Below are 17,283 nucleotides of genomic sequence, written 5' to 3'. Positions count from 1 at the left end.
CTAGCGCCCCGGCAGGAGAACTGCCGGGGCGCGTCGTCGATAAGCAGAATGCTCCTAGAGCACCAGCCCAAACACAGGTACTGCGATGAAGTACGTAGCCAGGGAGATGAGCACCAACGCAATCGCGTTGAGCCACACACCACCCTTGATCATCTCGCCCATGGTGACGTAACCGGACGAGTAAGCGATCGCGTTCGGCGGAGTTGCCACCGGCAGCATGAACGCACACGTTGCAGACAGCGCAACAGGGATAGCCAGCAGCAGAACGTTCATCTCGGTCGCCTCGGTCAGGCCGATACCAACGGCCACACCACCCATGATCGGCAGGAAGGTCGCAGCCGTTGCGGTGTTGGAGGTCAGCTCCGTCAGCAGCAGCACCAGCGCGGCGATGGCGAAGATGAGCAGGAACATCGGCAGCACCGCCAGCCCCTTCGCCTTCTCACCGATCCACAGGGACAGGCCGGTTGCGGTAAACATGGCCGACAGGGACAGACCGCCACCGAAGAGCATCAGCACGTCCCACGGCATCTCATTCGCCGTCTTCCAATCCAGCAGACGCTTACCGTCAGAGGTACCCGGGATGATGAACATGAGCAAGCCAGCGATGATGCCGACGATCGCGTCGTCGTACGGGAAATCCCAACCGAAGTGATTGCGTCCCAGCGGGATGAAAATCCAGGCAAGCGCGGCGACAAGGAAGATCACGCCAACAGCGATCTGCGGGAAGGTCCATGCACCGAGCTTCTTAATCTCATCGTCGATCAGCTCCTTGCCACCCGGGATGGTGTCTACCTCCGGCTTGAACACCGTGATCAGCAACCACCAAGCAATGAAGGTGAACACAACCGCGACCGGCAGGCCGACCAGCATCCACTGACCGAAACCGATAACGATGCCGTGGGCCTCCTCCATGTAGCCCTTCAGCAGCGCGTTCGGCGGAGTACCAATCAGCGTGGCCAGGGAGCCAATGGAAGCCGAGTACGCGATAGCAAGCATGAGCGCGGTAGCGAACTTCCGCTGGTTCTTCATGCCACCAACCGTGTCCGCGGTCAGCATGAGCACCGACGTACCAATCGGCAGCATGACCACAGCGGTAGCAGTGTTAGACACCCACATGGACATAAAGCCAGTGGCCAGCATAAAGCCCAAAATGATGCGCTTCGGCGAAGTACCGACAATCTTGACCACCACCAGAGCCAGACGGCGGTGCAGGTTCCAACGCTGCAGACCCAGCGCCATGAGGAAGCCACCCATAAACAGGAAGATCGTCGCCGAAGCGTACGGCGAGGACACTTCCTTAAACGGAGCCACACCTGCGATCGGGAACACCGCAATCGGCACCAAGGCGGTGGCGGCCAGCGGGATGGCCTCCGTCATCCACCACGCACCCATCAACACAGTGGTGGCAGCGACGATGCGCATGGTGTCCGCGGAGTACTCCACGCCCTCCTTCGCACCGGAGGACTGCAACACCGTCTCAGCAGCGTTGGCAGGGAACAAGAAATACACCAAAACAGCCAGCACCACACCGGTGATCAGGCCGATAAGTTGGCGGCGCCACTCGCCAGGTTCGGGCGCTTTTGCCAGTTCGCCTTCTGAAAGCGCGGCAGATTCGTGCATCACGGGAGTCGACATGGGCGAAAGATTAGCCGACTGCCCCCGGATCCCACACGCGAATGCGATAAGAAATCGGACAATTACACCCGGAAAGAGGGATCCTGCTCCAGCACAGCCATGCACGCACGGACCCTGGCGAACCACCAATCCCTGCGCTCACCTGGGGCGCGAAGCCCGTGGAGGCGTTCCGGATCGGGGGTAGTGCGGGTGATAGCAAGTTCGCCGTTTTCCATGACGCGGGGCTCCGCAACGTCCTCCACGAACAGGCGCTGGGTTGCCAGCCCCGCCGCACGCGAACCGGTGAGCTTCGCCGCGATCAACCCCGCATCCATCCCAACAGCGGTATCCAAGGCGCTAGCGACAGTGACATCGAGGTGCAGGTCGCGCGCGATGGTGACCAGGTTGGCCACTCCCCCAAGCGGGGCGACCTTGCACACCGCCACGTCCGCCGCGTTCAGTTCAGCCACGCGGTACGGGTCGGCGGCACGCCTGATCGACTCGTCCGCAGCAATCGGGGTGCTGGTGCGGCGGCGCACCTCCGCAAGTTCCTCCACCGTGGCGCACGGCTGCTCGATGTACTCCAACTCGCCGAGCTTCTCCGCCGCTTCGACGGCTTGGTCGACGGTCCAGCCACGGTTGGCGTCGACACGCAAACGCGCGTCGGGGCGGAGGCGACGGACGGCGGTGACGCGCCGGATGTCGTCGTCAAGCGACTGCGAAGGCTCAGCGACCTTGATCTTGAACGTGTTAACCCCCGGGTAGCGCGCGAGCACAGGCTCGACGTCCTCGACCGCGGGAATCGTGCCGTTGACCTCCACAGTGCCGTGGGCTTCGGGCAGGCCGGTGAACGCCGCCTCGAGCCCGGCGCGCAGCCAGGCGGCAGACTCCTCGGGTGCATATTCGATGAATGGGGAGAACTCGCCCCAGCCGGCGGGGCCGTCGATAAGCAAGGCCTCGCGCGTGGTGATGCTGCGGAACTTCACGGCCATGGGCAGGGCGACAACGTGGGCGCGCTCAAGGATCTCGTCGACAGAGGGGGTCATGGGTGCTTTATACCTCTTTATAGGTTGGGGTAGTTATAAAGAGGTATAAAACGTCAACCACGAGCCTCACGCTCCTGCCCGCCCCGCTCGTTTCTCACGAATTCGGCGAACCCCGGAACAGTGAACCTCAAGTAGCCGAAACCACTTTCCTCGATTAATCCCTTGTCAAGCAAAGATCTACGGACCATGCTGATTCCGGTTGTAGGTCGGCCCATTCTCTCGGCGATATCGCCTCGCTTCACCTGTGGCTCTAGATCCTCAGCCATTGCGCTAATGAATTCCCTCTCCACGTCGGTAGCTTTGTGCCACCGGGAGCGGAACATGGTCAACTGAGTTTCTTGGAATCGATCCGCTACATGTTTGAGGTTTGCTAGGTCAATAAAAGTGCCAGGGTCCGGAAAATCGGCCGCTTGCCACACCAGATCGCCTACAACCTGAATGAAATACGGGTAGCCGCCTGCTAAACGGACAGCTTCCTGGAGCGTGGCCGGAGACCAATTCACGCCCTTCTTCTTCGCCGGTTGTACTAATGCTTCCTCAGCGTGTTCTCGGTCCAGAGATTCAAGATGCACATAACTAAAGCGCTCTGCAAAACTCACAGCATCGGTAATCACATCCTGACTATGACTGAGCCCAGCTGCAAAGATGGCGAGAGGGAGCTCAGCATTTTCTGCCTGCATCTGCTGCCACGCGTACGCAAGCGAGCGCAGGCCATCTGCATCAGCCGACTGAATCTCGTCAATACAAACAACCATTCCACTAGCCCTGCCCCGGATCGTTTCCGCTGCATCAACAAGCGCGCGCTGCATTTGGTCTCCATATCCCGACGCATCTGGCCTCGGGCCTTCAACTGGTTGAGATCCTCCAACCGAAACACCAAACGCTTCAACCCGCAGCGACGACAACAGCCCGAGCAGCTTTTCTCCAGCCTCATCCTTCCAGCTGCGAGCAATCTCGCCGATTTTGTCCAAAAGGGCATTGAAAAGTGGCCGGTCCCCCGCTGTAATCCAGGCGGTTTCAAAGCCTTCAGCCTTAGCTTCTGCTTCAACTGCTCGAAGCAAGCTGGTCTTTCCTATGCCGCGGGGTCCCACGTAGACCTTCACCTGCCCCATCAGCCCAGGATCATGAGCCATAAAGAAAAGCTCGCGCTTCGCCTCCCTAAGAACTTGGTCTCTGCCATAAATGGTGGAGGCCACCACGCCAGGTGTGTACGGACTGCGCTGAACCATAGCCTCTTTATACCTCTTTATAGGTTGGGCTAGTTATAAAGAGGTATAAAGCGGACGCGTGAGTACGATTACCCCCATGCAGTACTCCACCGCCCAGCCCTTCGACCCCAGCCAGTGGCGCGAGGTCGAAGGCTTCAACTTCACCGACATCACTTACCACCGCCACGTCGGCAACACGCGCGCCGACGGCACCGTCCGCATCGCCTTCGACCGCCCCGAGGTGCGCAACGCGTTTCGCCCCCACACCGTCGACGAGCTCTACCAAGCCCTGGATCACGCCCGGCGCGACCCTTCTGTGGGCGTGGTGCTGCTGACCGGCAACGGGCCTTCGCAGAAGGATGGCGGCTGGGCGTTCTGCTCCGGCGGCGACCAACGCATCCGCGGCCGCTCCGGCTACCAGTACGCCGGCGGCGACACCGCCGAAACCGTCGATGAGGCGCGCGTGAAGGCCGAGGGCGGACGTCTTCATATTTTGGAGGTCCAGCGCCTGATCCGCACCATGCCCAAGGTGGTCATCGCCGTGGTCAACGGTTGGGCAGCCGGCGGCGGACACTCACTCCACGTCGTATGCGACCTCACCATCGCCTCACGCGAGGAAGCCCGGTTCAAGCAGACCGACGCGGACGTGGGCTCCTTCGACGCCGGCTACGGCTCCGCCTACCTAGCCAAGATGGTCGGCCAGAAGTTCGCCCGCGAAATCTTCTTCCTCGGCCGCACCTACTCAGCCGAGGAGATGCAGCGCATGGGCGCGGTCAACATCGTTGCCTCGCATGCTTCATTGGAAGAAGAGGCGATCCAGGTCGCCCGCGAAATCAACGGCAAGTCCCCCACCGCGCAGCGCATGCTCAAATTCGCCTTCAACCTTGTCGACGACGGCCTCATGGGCCAGCAAGTCTTCGCCGGCGAAGCCACCCGCCTGGCCTACATGACCGACGAAGCCGTCGAAGGCCGCGACTCGTTTTTGGAGAAACGCCCGCCACGCTGGGACGACTTCCCCTTCTACTACTAGGTTTCTTGGGGGTACGGCGGTACTTTGCCGGGCTGGCGGCTCGGCGGCCCGGCACGGTGGTGCGGGCCGGCCGCCCTGCGGCCCGGCACGGTGGTGCGGCCCGGCGGCCCTGCGGCCCCCACCCAAAATAGTTCCCCGCTCGGGAACTATTTCGGGTTTTTGGCTCCACCGCGGCGGCGTTCTCCCAGGTCGGCTGTCTTGGGAGGCAAGAAAGTTCCACATCCCGGCCCAACCACGGGAACTATTTTCGCCGGCCCCCTCTTCCACTGACAGATTCTGCAGAATCTGTCAGGGGCGATTTCTGACCAGGCGCGATGCCGGCGACTGACAGATTCCGCCGTGATCTGTCAGGAACGCGCCGCCACGCTTGCCTCAGCCAACCTCAACTAAGCCAAGCTCAGCCTCGTCTCCGGAGACTCCGACCCGCTCGTCAGCAGCCAGGGGAACAGGTTCTTTTTCGGGCGTCGTAAATGCCGTGCGGCGGCGGGCCAGCAACCGATCGGCAACAAGCATCGCGGCGAAGGTAAGGCCGAGTAGCGGCAGAAACAGGCCGACCGGGATCGCTACGACGGCGAGGATGGCCCAGTCGCGGCCGGTGAGATCAGCCTGACCTGGGACGCCGGCGATGGCGTTCTTTGTTGGGCGGCGTCGCCACCAGAGGATGTAGCCCATCACGACCATGGCGCAGATCGCGAGCGCGCAGATAGCGAGCAGGATCTGCAGAGGCAGGCCGAACATGATGCCCATGTGCAGGTAGATGCCCCAGCTGGTCAGTTTTGAGAACAGTGGCAGTTCAGAGAATGGGAGCTTGTCTACAAGGTCACCGTTTTGGCCGTTCACGCTCACGGCGTCGGAGGTGGTGCGCCACGGCACCCAGCGCTCGCTGGCCTGCCACGCCTCGTCGGTGTTCTTGGGGACGAAGAGGCGCACTGATCCGGTGAGGCCTTCGGCGCGGGCGGTTTCGAGGACGGTGGCGGCTTGGTCGGCCACCTCGTCCTTGGTCAGGCCTTCGGCTCCGTGTGCGCTGGCGGGGTGGTGGTCGGCGTGCTCGTCGGCTGGGGCGGCTTCCGCGTCGGCGACCAGGGAGGTTTCGATCGGTTCTGCTTTGCCGCCCAACCAGGTGATTGTGCGGTCGACGTTTTCGCCGGCGAATACGGACCAGGTGATGCCTGTGGCGGACAGTCCCAGCATGGCCACGAGCAGCCAGGTTCCGGCTACGCCGTGCAAGTTCAGCACTTTACGACGACGCCCCGTCGCATTCTCCAACCCAACCAGGGCTCGCTTCCGGGCCATCCGCCACCACAGGTACAGGCCGCCCAGGGCGACGACCCACAGCCAGCTGGCTGCCACCTCTGCGTAAAGCTCGCCGACCTCGCCGAGGTGGAGGCTCTTGTGTAGCGACGAGATCCAGTAGCGCAGCGGGAGTTCGCCGAGGCCGGAGTAGGTTGGCTCGTCGCCAATGACGTCACCGGTGTGGGGGTTGACGAAGATGCTGCGGAGTTGGTTTGTTTCGGTGAGGGATTCGTCGATAAGCAAAACGCGCGTTGCTTCATCGGGTGTCGACGACGGCCACACCTGCGCCACATCCATGTCCGGGTGTGTGTCCTGCGCGGCCCTGATTTGGCTGGCCAGCGGGGCGTTGGTGTCGGAGGCGGGAACGGTCAGCACGTCTTTGTAGACGACGTTTTCGAGCGACGGAGCGACCGCGTAGAGAGCGCCACTTAGCGCGGCGACAAAGATGAACGGGGCAATGAACAGGCCCGCGTAAAAATGGATTCTTCTGGTCAGCGCGGGCAGGCCGCTGCGCCGTTGGACAGTACTGGACACACATACACCTTTCGGTTGATACAGGGACGCATTTTTAGTCGGATGCGTTGGCCCGCCAGTTCCCAACAGATGTCGATTTTCCAAAGCGCCTGGCAGATCCTGTCCTGATCTGTCGGATAGCCCAAAAGACAATATCGGGTTTTAGCATCTTTCCGACGCCGTTTCCCCAGGTCGTGCTCCGGCGAGAATGCCAAATCCCGATATCGTCTTTTGGGCTTTCGGTAGCGTGGTGCCATGAAACGTCACGTACCGATCCTCGCCACCACTCTCCTGCTGGCTGCCTGCGGCACGGAGACCGAACCAACCCAATCGCCTGCACCGGAAACAACGACGGTCGTTTCTCACGAGACGGTCAGCGCACCGACTAGCGCACCGGCCAACGAAACGTCAACCGACGCGACCACGGCGTCAGCGACACCGACCGCTTCGATCCGTGACCTGTACGCGGAAGCGATCGCAGACCCGGCGCGCTTCTTCGCGGACCTCGCGGATCTCGACGGCACGTTCACCTACGACGTTTTGGACATCAACGGCGATCTCGAACCCGAACTGCTGCTCCGCGCAGGCGTCAGCGCAGCCCCAGACGCAGCCCCAGACGCAGGCGCGGCCAACGGCAACCCATCGCCGGTGCGCGTGCTGCGGGCCCAAAACGGCGAGGTCACCTGGACGAAGGACTACCTCGTCGACTCGGACGAGCCCTACCCGACAGTGTTCACCAACGGCACCCAGCCGGGCTTGGACCAGTACGAAACGGACGGTCCCCGCCTCAACGTGACGCACTTCGAACTGCGGGGTCAGCGTCTGGAAAAGGTGTGGGGCCCGGAGGAGACGGTCGTCGGCAATCCGCTCAGCGATGTCACACGGATCACCTGGCACCCGACGACGGACGCGGCGGCGCTGGACAAGATCGGCAGCGCAACACTGCGTGGTCCGTTGGAGGGCACGATGGGGCAGGTGTCCAAGGTGGAGCACCTGCAGGGTGAGCAGTTCCGCGTCCGGTTCGCGCCGACCGCGGACGGTACCGCGGTGACGTACCCGGACCTTGGCTGCGCGGGCCACCTCGCGAAAACCGAGGATGGCTTCCGCGAGACGATCACCGAGGGCACCTGCGATAACGGCGGCACGTGGCATTTGCTTATCGACGACAACCACGCCCACGCCTTCTACAACTCCCCCGATGGTCGCTACACGGCAGATGGACGCCTGACCCCGGCGGGTTAGCGTCGCACTGGGCGCATGCCGCGCAGCACCCGCATCAGCGCCGCGACAACGACTGCCAGCAGCGCTAACCCCACCGCAGCCGCAATCCACACGCGTGCACCGGTGGCGGTGATTGGCCATGCGGGGACGGCGAGGATCCATAGTGCGGACTGTGCGAGGACGTCGCCGCCGATCGTGGCGGAGACGATCGTGACCAGGATCGTCGTGGCCAGCGTCCACGCCACGCCGAAGCGGACGGTGATGGCAAGTGCGGTGAGGGCCAATACGCTGCCTGCGAGGAACGCGAGGAGTCCGAAGCGTGCGTCGCCAACCACGGCCGCTCCGAACGCGCACACGAGGGCGACGACTCCAACGCACCAAGTGGCCAATGCGGCGCGGACGTGTGGGTGTTCGACCTGCATGAGCGCCCAGGCGGGACGCAGTTTCGGCCACACGAGGGTGGGCAGCACGCCGGCCCCAACCGGCAGGATGGCGTAGGCGAACAGCGCCTCGCGCACGTCCACCGGGTATGCCAGCGAGAACAGCAGCACCAGGGCGGTGAGCAGGAGCAAGACGCTTATCGACGACACCCTCGCCGCCATCGCAACCCCCTTCACCGCAGCCACGTATCCGGTGGTTTCGGGGCGTGGCGTCGCCGGAGAAGTGGCCAGCGGTGCGGTGACGTGGTGGACTCGGCGGCGGCGCAGTATGGGTCGGGTGCGCGGTGGTACGAGGGCGGCCACTACAAAGCCAATTGCTGCGAGTAGCAGTGTGAGGGTGAGGGCGGGAATGGGAGATTCCCCCGCCATCGGGTCGGTGGCGTCGAGGGGTAGCAGGTTGAAGTGCAGGCCCATGGTCGGCAGCGCCAACCGGGTTGGCCAGGCACCGGGGTTTATCCACCACCAGTCGCGCTCGGCGAAGTAGCCGAGGCCGATGGTGAATGCGAAGCCGAGGATGATGGTTGGCAGGATCCCGATGCGTCGCGTGGCAGCGGCGGCGAGGCCTGCGGGTCCGAGCATGCCCAGCCACACAAATAGGCCGACGAGTGCGATCGAGGCCGTGTTGTCCAGGTTGAATACGAGGCCGGCGGCAAACGGCACGACAAAGTCGAAGGCGACGAACGCGGCCAGCGCCAGCCACACCACGACGATGCGGGCGGCGCGAGTGCGCTTGGGTGAAACCGGCCGCCACAATGTGCCGCCGCCGCGGGCGTCACGCTCGCGGGTTTCGGCCAAACCGGCGAACAGTGCGGCGGCGGGCGCAGCCATGCCGGTGACTAACAGGCCTTGCGGGTAGAGCAGGTTCGTCGCGGTTTCGACGTTTCCGGCCAGGGCGAACAACGTCAGCAGCACGCCGACCAGCAGGCCTGCTCCGGCGAGCCACCACAGCATGGAGCCGCGCGCACGGATCCATTCGGCGTGTAGGAGGTTCATCGGTCACCACCGGAGGTGAGCCGGAAGAACGACTCTTCTAGGTTGGGGCCGAGTTCCGCGAGCTCGCCTGCGAAGCGGACGCCGCCGCCTGCGATCACGGTGGCGTCGTCGGCCATGTGGAGTACTTCGCCGAGTTGGTGGGAACTGACCAGGACGGTGCGTCCAGCTCGCGCGTATTCGCGGAGGTAGTCGCGCAGGTGGGCAATGCCTTCAGGGTCGAGGCCGTTTTGTGGTTCGTCGAGAATAAGCACCTCTGGCTCGCCGAGCAGCGCTTGGGCGAGCGCAAGGCGGCCTTTCATGCCGGTGGAGAAACTGCCGGCTTTCTTCTTGCCCGCGGTTTGGAGGCCAACCAGTTCGAGGACTCGGTCGGCTTCGCTGTCGGGAAGTCCCAAGAGCGTGGTGTGGACGCGGAGGTTGTTGCGGGCGCTGAGGTGGCTGTAAAAGGCGGGGTCGTTGATGGAGGCGCCGACATGGCGCAGTGCCGAACGGTCAAACGGCTGCCCCATCAGTGTCACCTCGCCGGCATCGGGTTCGATCAGGCCGAGCAGCACCGACATCAGCGTCGATTTACCCGCGCCGTTGGGGCCGAGCAGTGCGTGGACTCGGCCCGGGGTGGTGGTCAACGACACGTCGCGAAGTACATGGTGGTCCCCGAAGGACACGACCACGCCGCGGCAAGCAAGTTGGGTATCAGTCATGGCATTCATGGTCGTCGCCGAACAAGGCGACCACATCGGCCGGCGGGACCACACTGCCTCCTCCTCTAGGAGGAGATCCCGGCGCGCTGGGCGATCAAGGCGAGCGCCACCCTGTCGCGCGCGCCAAGTTTGGAAAGCAGGTTGGACACGTGCGTTTTCACCGTGGTCTCTGCAATAAACAGCGTGGCGGCGATTTCCGCGTTCGTCGCGCCGCGGCCAATCTCCGCGAGCACGTCGCGTTCGCGTTGCGTCAGCCCCTCCAGCGCAGCTGCTGATTCTGAGGTGGCTCCCCCGTCGCGGACCCACTCCATCACGCGACCGGTGACTCCGGGGGCCAGGACCGATTCGCCGCGGGCGACGGCGCGTACGGCGTTGGCCAAGACGTCGGGTTCGGCGTCTTTGAGGAGAAAGCCGTGCACGCCGGCGTCGATAGCTGCATGGATCAAGGTGTCGTCGTCGAAGGTGGTCAGCATGATCACGCGTGGGCCCATCTCCATGATCGTGCGGGCGGCGGTGATGCCGTCGAGCACCGGCATGCGGATGTCCAGCACCGCCACGTCGATGCGGTGGGCGCGGGTTTTCTCCACGGCTTCGGCGCCGTCGGCGGCGGTGGCGACGACGGTGATGTCGTCCTGGGCGTCCAAGATGGTGCGGAGGGCGCTGAGGAGGAGCGGTTGGTCGTCGGCAAGAAGCAGGCGGATCATGCTGCCAACTCCGCCCGCACGGTAAACGTCTCCCCGGACTGCCATGTCTTCAGCGTGCCACCGGCGCTCGCCGCGCGTTCACGCAGCCCCTCCAGCCCGACGCCGGTGCCTGGTTGGGGTCGAATCTGGCCGGTAGAAACGACTTCTACCACCACGGTCTCGCCCGGTGCGACCCGAACCGTCACAGTGGGATCGACTTGGTGGCGCGCCGCGTTTGCCAGTGCCTCAGCCACGATGCGATAGGTAGCAAGCGAGGTCACCGGGGAGACATCCACTGCTGGTGCTTCCAGCGATACTTCCACGCCGGCGTCGCGGTAGCGCTGCACCAACGACGGCAGGTCAGGGATCCCCGCCGCCGGCGAAAACGCATGGTCGCTCTCACGCAGACCCCGCACAAGCAGGCGAATCTCCGACAACGACTGCCCTGCGGCCTCGTTGATCTGCTGCAGCGCCTCCCGCTCCTGCCCCACCGCCAAACCAGCATTGGCCTGCGCTTTGATCAGGGTCAGCGAGTGGCCGAGCAGATCGTGAATATCGCGGGCAATGGCGCGGCGTTCCTCCTCGCGCGCCGCTGCGAGACGCTGCTCTTTCGCGTGTGCTTCTCGACGACGCACCTCATCCTCAGCCGCCACATTCGCCCCCAGGAGATACCCCACCGCACTCGCACCCCAATGCAGCGCAAGCGTGATCCCGAGATCGACCCCGTGCCGGTAGAACAACACAAAGTTGTCGTCCCACGTCCACATGAACGGTGACAGCAGCGCCCACCCGCACGCGGCGGCGAGGACAACTAGCGCGAAGCGTTTCCCTGTAAACCGCCCGGCGATAAAGGTGGCCACCGGGACCGCCAACACCCACGGCGAAAAGCCAAGGTTTACCGGCGCGGCCAGCCACATCGTCGACCAGGCAACATTCAGCGCGATAAGCGCAACCGAGGAGAACTTCGGCTTGCTCGTGAGCACCACGCACACCGCGACAAAGCCCCACGACAGCACGGCCTGGCCCCAACCTGCCGCGTCTATGGGTTGGGTAAACGCACTCGCGGTGTACACCGCCGCCAAAATGGCGACAGCGACCGCGAGCACAAGGTCACCCGGTTTGTAGCGCATGGGCATAAGCCTATCGACGACCCCCGCCCCGCACCTCCTCCCCGAGGAGGAGACCTACTTGTTCAGGCCGGGGATCTGGGGAAGGTCCGGCACGTTGAAGCCTGCGGTCTTCAGCAGGGCGAACAGGGCGCCCAGTGCGGTGAGCACGGCGGCGATGATGCCGATGATCTCTGCAAGCTTCGCGTCAAAGGTCTTCGGCGGCTCCGGCGTAGGGTTGCCCGGGGTCGGCGCTGGCTTGTCCGGCGAAGGCTCGGCCGGCTTATCCGGATCGGCAGGCTTGCCGGGCAGCGTGTTCTTCTGCTCCGGTGCGGCGGGCAGTTCCGCGTTCTGCATGCTGAAGAGCAGCGGCGGATTGTCGTCGCACTTCTTTGCCCTGCTCAGCGGGTGGTAGTAGCGGGACTCGAGCGAGTCGAAGGCTTGACCGAAGTAGGTCTTGGACATGTTGGCGGCGAACGCGTTGCGCTGCCACTCGGGCATGTGCTTGAGGAAGCGGGCGGTGTTCGCGCCGGTGCGGCCGAACTCGTAGTCCGGGCCAAGGTCGTTCACTTCTGGCACGGAGCCGTCGATGCCGATGTACCAGCCAGCCGAGCCCTTCAGCGCTTTGCCTGCTGGTGAGAGCGGGATCTGGGAGCCCTGCTTCATGTCCAGGTAAAAGTCGGCGTCAGTGGAGGTCAGGCCCAGTTCCGCCAGTTTGGCCTTTGTGGCGGCGCGGGCGGCGTCGTAGTCGGGGCGGGCGCCGGGTTCCTCGCCTGCCAGGCGGATTTCCTGGACGGCGATGATGGCCGGTTGGGTGAGGTGGTCGTCGCCAAGCGGTTTGAGCCCCTCGAAAGTTGCCTCGAATACTTCGGCGACGGCGGTGGCGTACATGCCGTGGGTGAGGGTTTTCGCGATGCGCTCGGCTTGCCAGGCGGGGCCGCGCTCCGCGTCGTTGAGGGTGACGCGGCACTGGCCGTTGTCCGCAGGCGTGAGCGTGGCGGCGTGGGTCGTAGGGACAGTGACGGTGAAGGCGGTCGCCGCGGCGACGGCCGATGCGATGAACTTCTTCATGCTTGTTCTATCGGTGGGCTCGCAAACAGGTGTTACACGTCACGGCCTTCGCGGCGCGCGGAATCCCACCGGCTACGCTCGTACGCTGTGACGAACCTGCTCGAACTTCTGCCCGTCGATCCCGCGAATCCGCTGGCTATCATGCCCGCGCTCGAGGAGGCGTTGACCGGCCAGCGCGCGCTATTGCCGGTGCCGACGAACGACCCGGCGCGCGCGAACCTGCTGCGCAACACGTTGGAGCCCGGCGCGCCTATCGACGACGACATCGCCCTCGTCGTCTCCACCTCCGGGTCCACGGGCAAGCCGAAGGGCGCGATGCTGACCCCGGCGAACCTGATCTCGAGCGCGGACGCGACCCACCAGGCGTTGGGTGGCGAAGGCCAGTGGCTGCTGGCCATGCCGGCGGCGTACATCGCGGGCCTGCAGGTGCTGGTGCGCAGCATGGTCGCAGGCGTGGAGCCGGCGTTTGTGGACCTCACGAACGGTTTCGATGTCGCTGAGTTCGCCCACCACGCCCACGATCTGGCCAGCACCGGAGAGCGCACCTACACCTCGCTGACGCCGATGCAGTTGGCCAAGGCGACCTCGACGCTCAAGGGCATCGACGCGTTGCGGACCTTCTCCGCGGTGCTGGTCGGCGGGGCGGCGACCAACCCGCGCCTGCTCGAGTCGGCAAAGAAACTGCGCATCAACGTGGTGACCACCTACGGCTCGTCGGAAACCTCCGGCGGCTGCGTCTACGACGGCGTGCCCATCGCCGGCGCCCGCGTAAAAATCGTCGACGGTCGCATCCACCTGGGCGGGCCGATGGTCGCGCGCGGTTACCGCAACGTCGGATCGCAGACGCCCTCCGATGATCTCAAGGACGGCTGGTTCCGCACCTCCGACGCAGGCTCGCTTATCGACGACCACCTCACCGTCCACGGACGCATCGACAACATCATCGACTCCGGCGGCCTCAAACTCCACCCCGAAGTGCTGGAGACGTTCCTGCTCAAGGTGGATGGGGTGACGGGTGCCTGTGTCGTCGGTAAGCAAGATGCGCGCTTCGGCGAACGTATTTGCGCTGCGTACACCGGGTCTGCGAGCGTGGCGGACATCATGGACGCGTTTGCCGACGCCGAAGACACCGGTGAAATCGCACGCTGGCAAGTGCCGAAGGAACTCAAGGTTGTGCCGGCGCTACCCCAGTTGGGTCCGGGCAAGGTCGACCGGGCTGCGGTGCGGGAGCTGTTCTAGCGGTTAGGCAGACTGGTCGCGGGGCTGAATGATCGGTCCGGGTGGCTCGTCAGGGGTGCCGTAGTTTGCAACCCAAAGCAGAAACGGCGACAACTCGCCGTCGCTTCTTCCCTGCTCAATCTGTTTGACCAGAAATCGCGCAGCGGCAATCTCTCCCATATGTGGCGGCCGCGAAATGCTCACACCGTCGAGAGATTTCAACTCCTCGTACCTAGGTCTCATCGTGCGCACTCCTTTCCGCAATGGGATCAATTTGGTTGAAAAGGCCACCTACAACAGCCTCTCCAATCCTGTTGACCATGCTAGCTTGCTCCGAATTGAGAAACCTATGCTCGCTGAGCTCATCAAGCACCGACGTGCCAATCGCTACCTCTAGTGGCTTCTCCGAAACACACAGCTCTGATGCCCACCTCAGGTCGTGATGCCATTCCTTGGCTGTGTCCTGCACACGCGTGTTCATCACTGTGTGGGAAACGCCTGCCCATGCAATGAGTGCCGCGCCAACCGGTCCGATGATCTTTGCAGAAAAGTCCAGTACAGACACGGTCATATTTGGTGGCCCCAGGGCAAGCACAATTGCGTATCCCACTGACGTGGCAACAGCCAGCCCTGTAAGCAGCCACGGTAAGTAAATCGAGTTCTTCATATTGAGTTAGACGGGGCGAAGCCACCTACGGTTCCATCGCAGCCACCTCAACCTCAAATTCGTCGGCACGAAGTCCGGACTGAAACGCAATTGCTTCGCGTACCTCTGCCTCAGCCAGCTCTAGGTTCTGGGTTTGAGAGACCACGCCGAGCTCCTTGCATCCGAACACCCGACCGACTCCCCACCTGACCGCGTCGGCGCGTGCTTTAGGTTGATGGTGGCGTCGAAAATCGCGCTTACGCAGTTCAGATATAAGGAGCAGGAATGGACCGGCAGCACGGGTTTGCGGTGGTCGATCTGGAGACGACGGGGCTGAGCAATCTCGATCGCATCGTGGAGATAGGCGTGGTGTTGCTGCGCCCCGACCTCACGGTGGAAGGCACGTGGGAGACGTTGATCCAGCCGGAGCGTGACATTCCGAACAGTTACATCCATAAGATCACGGCGACGGACGTCGTGGATGCGCCGGTGTTCCGCGATGTCGCCGCATACCTCGGATCGTTGCTCAACGGCCGCACGTTGGTGGCGCATAACGCGTCGTTTGAGCGCCGCTTCCTTGCCAACGAGTTCGCACGCGCGGGCGCGGAGGATGGCATGTGCGAGTGGTTGGACACGATGCGTCTGACCAAGCAGCACCTTGGCGTGGGCAAACTCAGCGAGGCGCTTGCTATCGCACAGATCCACAACCGTTTGGCGCACTCTGCGCTTGCGGACGCCCAGGCCACCGCCGATCTCCTCGCGTACCTGCACACGAACCACCACGCGGATATCGTTCACTATCCGGCTGCGCTGTTCACCACACCCGCGCCCGAGGTGCGCACGCTTCCCCGCGGTGGCGCACCCTCCTGGGCAGGCCAGCTTTCGCGCACATTGCCGACGACCGGCACCAAGAATGAAGCCACCTACCGCGCCGAACTGACCCGCGCGCTTGTAGACCGCGAAATTTCCCGCACCGAAATGCGCCAACTCGAATCCACCGCCATCGCCGCAGGCCTGAGCGCCGACGACGTCGAGGCGATCAACGAGGAGTTCACCCGCCAACTCGCCGTCGAAGCCTGGTCAGACGGCATAATCACCGACGAGGAGCGCGCAACTCTGCTCAGCATCGCAGAAGCGCTCGGCGTTGATCCCGCCCTCGTGCATTCGCTTCTCGACGACCCCCTCACCGGCCCAACCCCTTCCACCTTCACCCTGCACCCCGGCGATCGCGTCGCCTTCACCGGCGCCTTGACTATCCCGCGCGATACTTGGGCAGCGCGGGCTGCGGTGCGGGAGCTTTTCTAGCCGGAGTGCTCGTCCTGACGTTCCAAACCGTATATATTACGTCATATATACGAGGAGGTGTTCATGACTGAGGCTGCTGCAGACTCCGTCGAAACCACGGTCTTCATGTCGGGCAACAGTCAAGCAATCCGAATTCCCAAGGACTTTCGTTTCGATTCTGAAACGGTTTGGCTGAAAAAGATTGGGGGCAAGCTTTACGTCTCTCCTGAGCCGCTCTCGGCTCTCGATGTGCTCGATGTGATCACTGCCAATTTACCGGATGGGTGGGCGGACGGGTTCGAAGAACCCTCTGATCTCCCCCTAGATCCGATCCCAAAGTGGGATGAATGATGCGCTTCCTCCTAGACACAAATGTGTGGATCGATGCCCTTCGTCGCAGTAACGCCAATGTCCTCGAACGCATGCGCGTAACTCGAGCCGACGACATCGTGCTGTCTTCCATTGTCCTTGGAGAGCTGCGGGTTGGTGCGGGTAAGTCAACGTCGATTCGTCGGACCGATGCTGTCAAGCAACTCGAGCAGGCGTACCAGGTAGTCGGAACCGGAGCGTCCGAGGCAGCTCTTTACGCTGACATCCGTTTGGAGCTAGAGGCGATCGGACAGCCAATCGGTCCCAACGATTTGTGGATAGCAGCTCAGGCACGGGCAAACGACTGCGTTCTCGTTACCGCCAACACCCGGGAGTTCTCCCGTGTCCCATTGCTACAAGTAGAGGACTGGCGGTTGTAACCCCGCGCATCGTTTCCGAGGGACAGCTCCGCTTAACGACGACACCGTCCCCGGTCGATCTAAGATTTCACGCATGCAGCGCACCATGATCGCCGCCCTAGTTCTGACTACCGTCCCCACTGGTTGCGGCGACTCCGACAAGGTCACCGAGACCCCAAGCACGACGGAAACGACGACCCAATCGGAAGCGAGCTCCGCGTCGCCGTCGACCTCAACATCGCAGAGACCATCGGCCACTGTGTCTTCGGAACTTTCTCGTAGAAGTTCTTTGCAAACTAGGTACGACACCGCTGCCACGACGCGTCAGGCAGCACCTCAGATATGGCGTGCTGGATGCCCTCGTGAGCGTCACTGGTGATAAGGAAGACACCGCAAAGCCCCCGGGCTTTAAGTCTTGGAAGAAGCCTTTCCACGACGCGTTGGATTCTGCGGTGGCAACGTGCATGCCGAGCATTTCGCGGTACCCGTCG

General features: G+C 63.2%; 17 protein-coding genes and 1 pseudogene. 6 read left to right on the top strand and 12 right to left on the bottom strand.

Annotation, left to right across the window (positions count from 1 at the left end):
- Positions 1-54: 54 nt before the first annotated feature.
- The 3 genes from HMPREF2617_RS07030 to HMPREF2617_RS07020 all read right to left on the bottom strand — a co-directional run bounded on the left by HMPREF2617_RS07030 (position 55) and on the right by HMPREF2617_RS07020 (position 3,889).
- Positions 55-1,635 carry an SLC13 family permease gene (locus tag HMPREF2617_RS07030; protein ID WP_070840405.1) on the bottom strand — a complete coding sequence of 527 codons (1,581 nt, stop codon included), beginning with the start codon at positions 1,633-1,635 and terminating at the stop codon, positions 55-57.
- A 62-nt stretch (positions 1,636-1,697) separates the two neighbouring features.
- Positions 1,698-2,660: an o-succinylbenzoate synthase gene (locus HMPREF2617_RS07025; RefSeq protein WP_070840404.1), complete on the bottom strand. Its 963-nt coding sequence runs from the start codon at positions 2,658-2,660 to the stop codon at positions 1,698-1,700.
- 53 nt (positions 2,661-2,713) lie between these two features.
- Positions 2,714-3,889 carry an AAA family ATPase gene (locus tag HMPREF2617_RS07020; RefSeq protein ID WP_070421750.1) on the bottom strand — a complete coding sequence of 392 codons (1,176 nt, stop codon included), beginning with the start codon at positions 3,887-3,889 and terminating at the stop codon, positions 2,714-2,716.
- Between the two features lie 76 nt (positions 3,890-3,965).
- Here HMPREF2617_RS07020 and HMPREF2617_RS07015 point away from each other — a divergent pair, with 76 nt between their 5' ends.
- Positions 3,966-4,898: a 1,4-dihydroxy-2-naphthoyl-CoA synthase gene (locus HMPREF2617_RS07015; protein WP_070771912.1), complete on the top strand. Its 933-nt coding sequence runs from the start codon at positions 3,966-3,968 to the stop codon at positions 4,896-4,898.
- A gap of 372 nt (positions 4,899-5,270) precedes the next feature.
- Here the strand turns inward: HMPREF2617_RS07015 and HMPREF2617_RS07010 are convergent, their stop codons facing one another.
- The gene (locus tag HMPREF2617_RS07010; RefSeq protein WP_070421748.1) at positions 5,271-6,725 is read right to left on the bottom strand and encodes a PepSY-associated TM helix domain-containing protein; all 1,455 of its coding nucleotides are present in this window, start codon (positions 6,723-6,725) and stop codon (positions 5,271-5,273) included.
- A gap of 234 nt (positions 6,726-6,959) precedes the next feature.
- Here HMPREF2617_RS07010 and HMPREF2617_RS07005 point away from each other — a divergent pair, with 234 nt between their 5' ends.
- On the top strand, positions 6,960-7,946 hold the full coding sequence (locus HMPREF2617_RS07005; RefSeq protein ID WP_070840403.1) for a hypothetical protein: 987 nt from the start codon (positions 6,960-6,962) through the stop codon (positions 7,944-7,946).
- Here the strand turns inward: HMPREF2617_RS07005 and HMPREF2617_RS07000 are convergent.
- The 5 genes from HMPREF2617_RS07000 to HMPREF2617_RS06980 form a co-directional block, all read right to left on the bottom strand.
- On the bottom strand, positions 7,943-9,358 hold the full coding sequence (locus HMPREF2617_RS07000; protein WP_070815630.1) for an ABC-2 family transporter permease: 1,416 nt from the start codon (positions 9,356-9,358) through the stop codon (positions 7,943-7,945). The two genes, HMPREF2617_RS07005 and HMPREF2617_RS07000, sit on opposite strands and share 4 nt — an antisense overlap.
- Positions 9,355-10,056 (bottom strand): ATP-binding cassette domain-containing protein, encoded by a 702-nt coding sequence (locus HMPREF2617_RS06995; RefSeq protein ID WP_070452480.1) that lies wholly within the window; start codon positions 10,054-10,056, stop codon positions 9,355-9,357. The genes HMPREF2617_RS07000 and HMPREF2617_RS06995 overlap by 4 nt, the downstream gene beginning before the upstream one ends.
- A 65-nt stretch (positions 10,057-10,121) precedes the next feature.
- Complete coding sequence (locus HMPREF2617_RS06990) at positions 10,122-10,760, bottom strand: response regulator (RefSeq protein WP_070452483.1); 639 nt, start codon at positions 10,758-10,760, stop codon at positions 10,122-10,124.
- Positions 10,757-11,869, bottom strand: a complete 1,113-nt coding sequence (locus HMPREF2617_RS06985; protein ID WP_070482107.1) for a sensor histidine kinase — start codon at positions 11,867-11,869, stop codon at positions 10,757-10,759. Before HMPREF2617_RS06985 ends, HMPREF2617_RS06990 begins: the two co-directional genes overlap by 4 nt.
- A gap of 54 nt (positions 11,870-11,923) precedes the next feature.
- Positions 11,924-12,916, bottom strand: a complete 993-nt coding sequence (locus tag HMPREF2617_RS06980) for a hypothetical protein (protein ID WP_070840401.1) — start codon at positions 12,914-12,916, stop codon at positions 11,924-11,926.
- Positions 12,917-13,003: 87 nt separating this feature from the next.
- Here HMPREF2617_RS06980 and menE point away from each other — a divergent pair, with 87 nt between their 5' ends.
- Entirely contained in the window at positions 13,004-14,155 is a 1,152-nt protein-coding gene (gene menE / locus HMPREF2617_RS06975) for an o-succinylbenzoate--CoA ligase (RefSeq protein ID WP_083323242.1), read from the top strand.
- Positions 14,156-14,158: 3 nt separating this feature from the next.
- On the opposite strand, the gene HMPREF2617_RS06970 is transcribed toward menE, so the two are convergent.
- Together HMPREF2617_RS06970 and HMPREF2617_RS06965 are read right to left on the bottom strand one after the other, a co-directional pair.
- Complete coding sequence (locus HMPREF2617_RS06970; RefSeq protein ID WP_070421742.1) at positions 14,159-14,377, bottom strand: hypothetical protein; 219 nt, start codon at positions 14,375-14,377, stop codon at positions 14,159-14,161.
- On the bottom strand, positions 14,367-14,801 hold the full coding sequence (locus HMPREF2617_RS06965; protein WP_070840400.1) for a hypothetical protein: 435 nt from the start codon (positions 14,799-14,801) through the stop codon (positions 14,367-14,369). The genes HMPREF2617_RS06970 and HMPREF2617_RS06965 overlap by 11 nt, the downstream gene beginning before the upstream one ends.
- Positions 14,802-15,065: 264 nt before the next feature.
- Here HMPREF2617_RS06965 and HMPREF2617_RS06960 point away from each other — a divergent pair, with 264 nt between their 5' ends.
- The 3 genes from HMPREF2617_RS06960 (at position 15,066) to HMPREF2617_RS06950 (ending at position 16,813) form a co-directional block, all read left to right on the top strand.
- Entirely contained in the window at positions 15,066-16,085 is a 1,020-nt protein-coding gene (locus HMPREF2617_RS06960) for a 3'-5' exonuclease (protein ID WP_070840399.1), read from the top strand.
- A 63-nt stretch (positions 16,086-16,148) separates the two neighbouring features.
- On the top strand, positions 16,149-16,415 hold the full coding sequence (locus HMPREF2617_RS06955) for an antitoxin (protein WP_070840398.1): 267 nt from the start codon (positions 16,149-16,151) through the stop codon (positions 16,413-16,415).
- On the top strand, positions 16,412-16,813 hold the full coding sequence (locus HMPREF2617_RS06950) for a type II toxin-antitoxin system VapC family toxin (protein WP_210400835.1): 402 nt from the start codon (positions 16,412-16,414) through the stop codon (positions 16,811-16,813). The genes HMPREF2617_RS06955 and HMPREF2617_RS06950 overlap by 4 nt, the downstream gene beginning before the upstream one ends.
- 275 nt (positions 16,814-17,088) lie before the next feature.
- Here the strand turns inward: HMPREF2617_RS06950 and HMPREF2617_RS11725 are convergent.
- Positions 17,089-17,283 (bottom strand): annotated as a pseudogene (locus HMPREF2617_RS11725) (transposase); the annotation flags it as partial.

Origin of the sequence: Corynebacterium sp. HMSC070H05, from assembly GCF_001837615.1 — a bacterium.
Lineage (GTDB): Bacteria > Actinomycetota > Actinomycetes > Mycobacteriales > Mycobacteriaceae > Corynebacterium > Corynebacterium coyleae.
Note: the sequence above shows the minus strand (reverse complement) of the source record. Positions and strands in the feature narration are given on the sequence as shown.

What these genes read in the sequence shown, in the direction of transcription:
- HMPREF2617_RS06960 (WP_070840399.1), top strand. Translation starts at nt 15,066, where the DNA reads ATGGACCGGCAGCACGGGTTTGCGGTGGTCGATCTGGAGACGACGGGG.
- HMPREF2617_RS06990 (WP_070452483.1), bottom strand. Translation starts at nt 10,760, where the DNA reads ATGATCCGCCTGCTTCTTGCCGACGACCAACCGCTCCTCCTCAGCGCC.
- HMPREF2617_RS06995 (WP_070452480.1), bottom strand. Translation starts at nt 10,056, where the DNA reads ATGACTGATACCCAACTTGCTTGCCGCGGCGTGGTCGTGTCCTTCGGG.
- HMPREF2617_RS07015 (WP_070771912.1), top strand. Translation starts at nt 3,966, where the DNA reads ATGCAGTACTCCACCGCCCAGCCCTTCGACCCCAGCCAGTGGCGCGAG.
- HMPREF2617_RS07020 (WP_070421750.1), bottom strand. Translation starts at nt 3,889, where the DNA reads ATGGTTCAGCGCAGTCCGTACACACCTGGCGTGGTGGCCTCCACCATT.
- HMPREF2617_RS06980 (WP_070840401.1), bottom strand. Translation starts at nt 12,916, where the DNA reads ATGAAGAAGTTCATCGCATCGGCCGTCGCCGCGGCGACCGCCTTCACC.
- HMPREF2617_RS06950 (WP_210400835.1), top strand. Translation starts at nt 16,412, where the DNA reads ATGATGCGCTTCCTCCTAGACACAAATGTGTGGATCGATGCCCTTCGT.
- HMPREF2617_RS07005 (WP_070840403.1), top strand. Translation starts at nt 6,960, where the DNA reads ATGAAACGTCACGTACCGATCCTCGCCACCACTCTCCTGCTGGCTGCC.
- HMPREF2617_RS06965 (WP_070840400.1), bottom strand. Translation starts at nt 14,801, where the DNA reads ATGAAGAACTCGATTTACTTACCGTGGCTGCTTACAGGGCTGGCTGTT.
- HMPREF2617_RS06970 (WP_070421742.1), bottom strand. Translation starts at nt 14,377, where the DNA reads ATGAGACCTAGGTACGAGGAGTTGAAATCTCTCGACGGTGTGAGCATT.
- HMPREF2617_RS07025 (WP_070840404.1), bottom strand. Translation starts at nt 2,660, where the DNA reads ATGACCCCCTCTGTCGACGAGATCCTTGAGCGCGCCCACGTTGTCGCC.
- HMPREF2617_RS06955 (WP_070840398.1), top strand. Translation starts at nt 16,149, where the DNA reads ATGACTGAGGCTGCTGCAGACTCCGTCGAAACCACGGTCTTCATGTCG.
- HMPREF2617_RS07000 (WP_070815630.1), bottom strand. Translation starts at nt 9,358, where the DNA reads ATGAACCTCCTACACGCCGAATGGATCCGTGCGCGCGGCTCCATGCTG.
- HMPREF2617_RS07030 (WP_070840405.1), bottom strand. Translation starts at nt 1,635, where the DNA reads ATGTCGACTCCCGTGATGCACGAATCTGCCGCGCTTTCAGAAGGCGAA.
- HMPREF2617_RS06985 (WP_070482107.1), bottom strand. Translation starts at nt 11,869, where the DNA reads ATGCGCTACAAACCGGGTGACCTTGTGCTCGCGGTCGCTGTCGCCATT.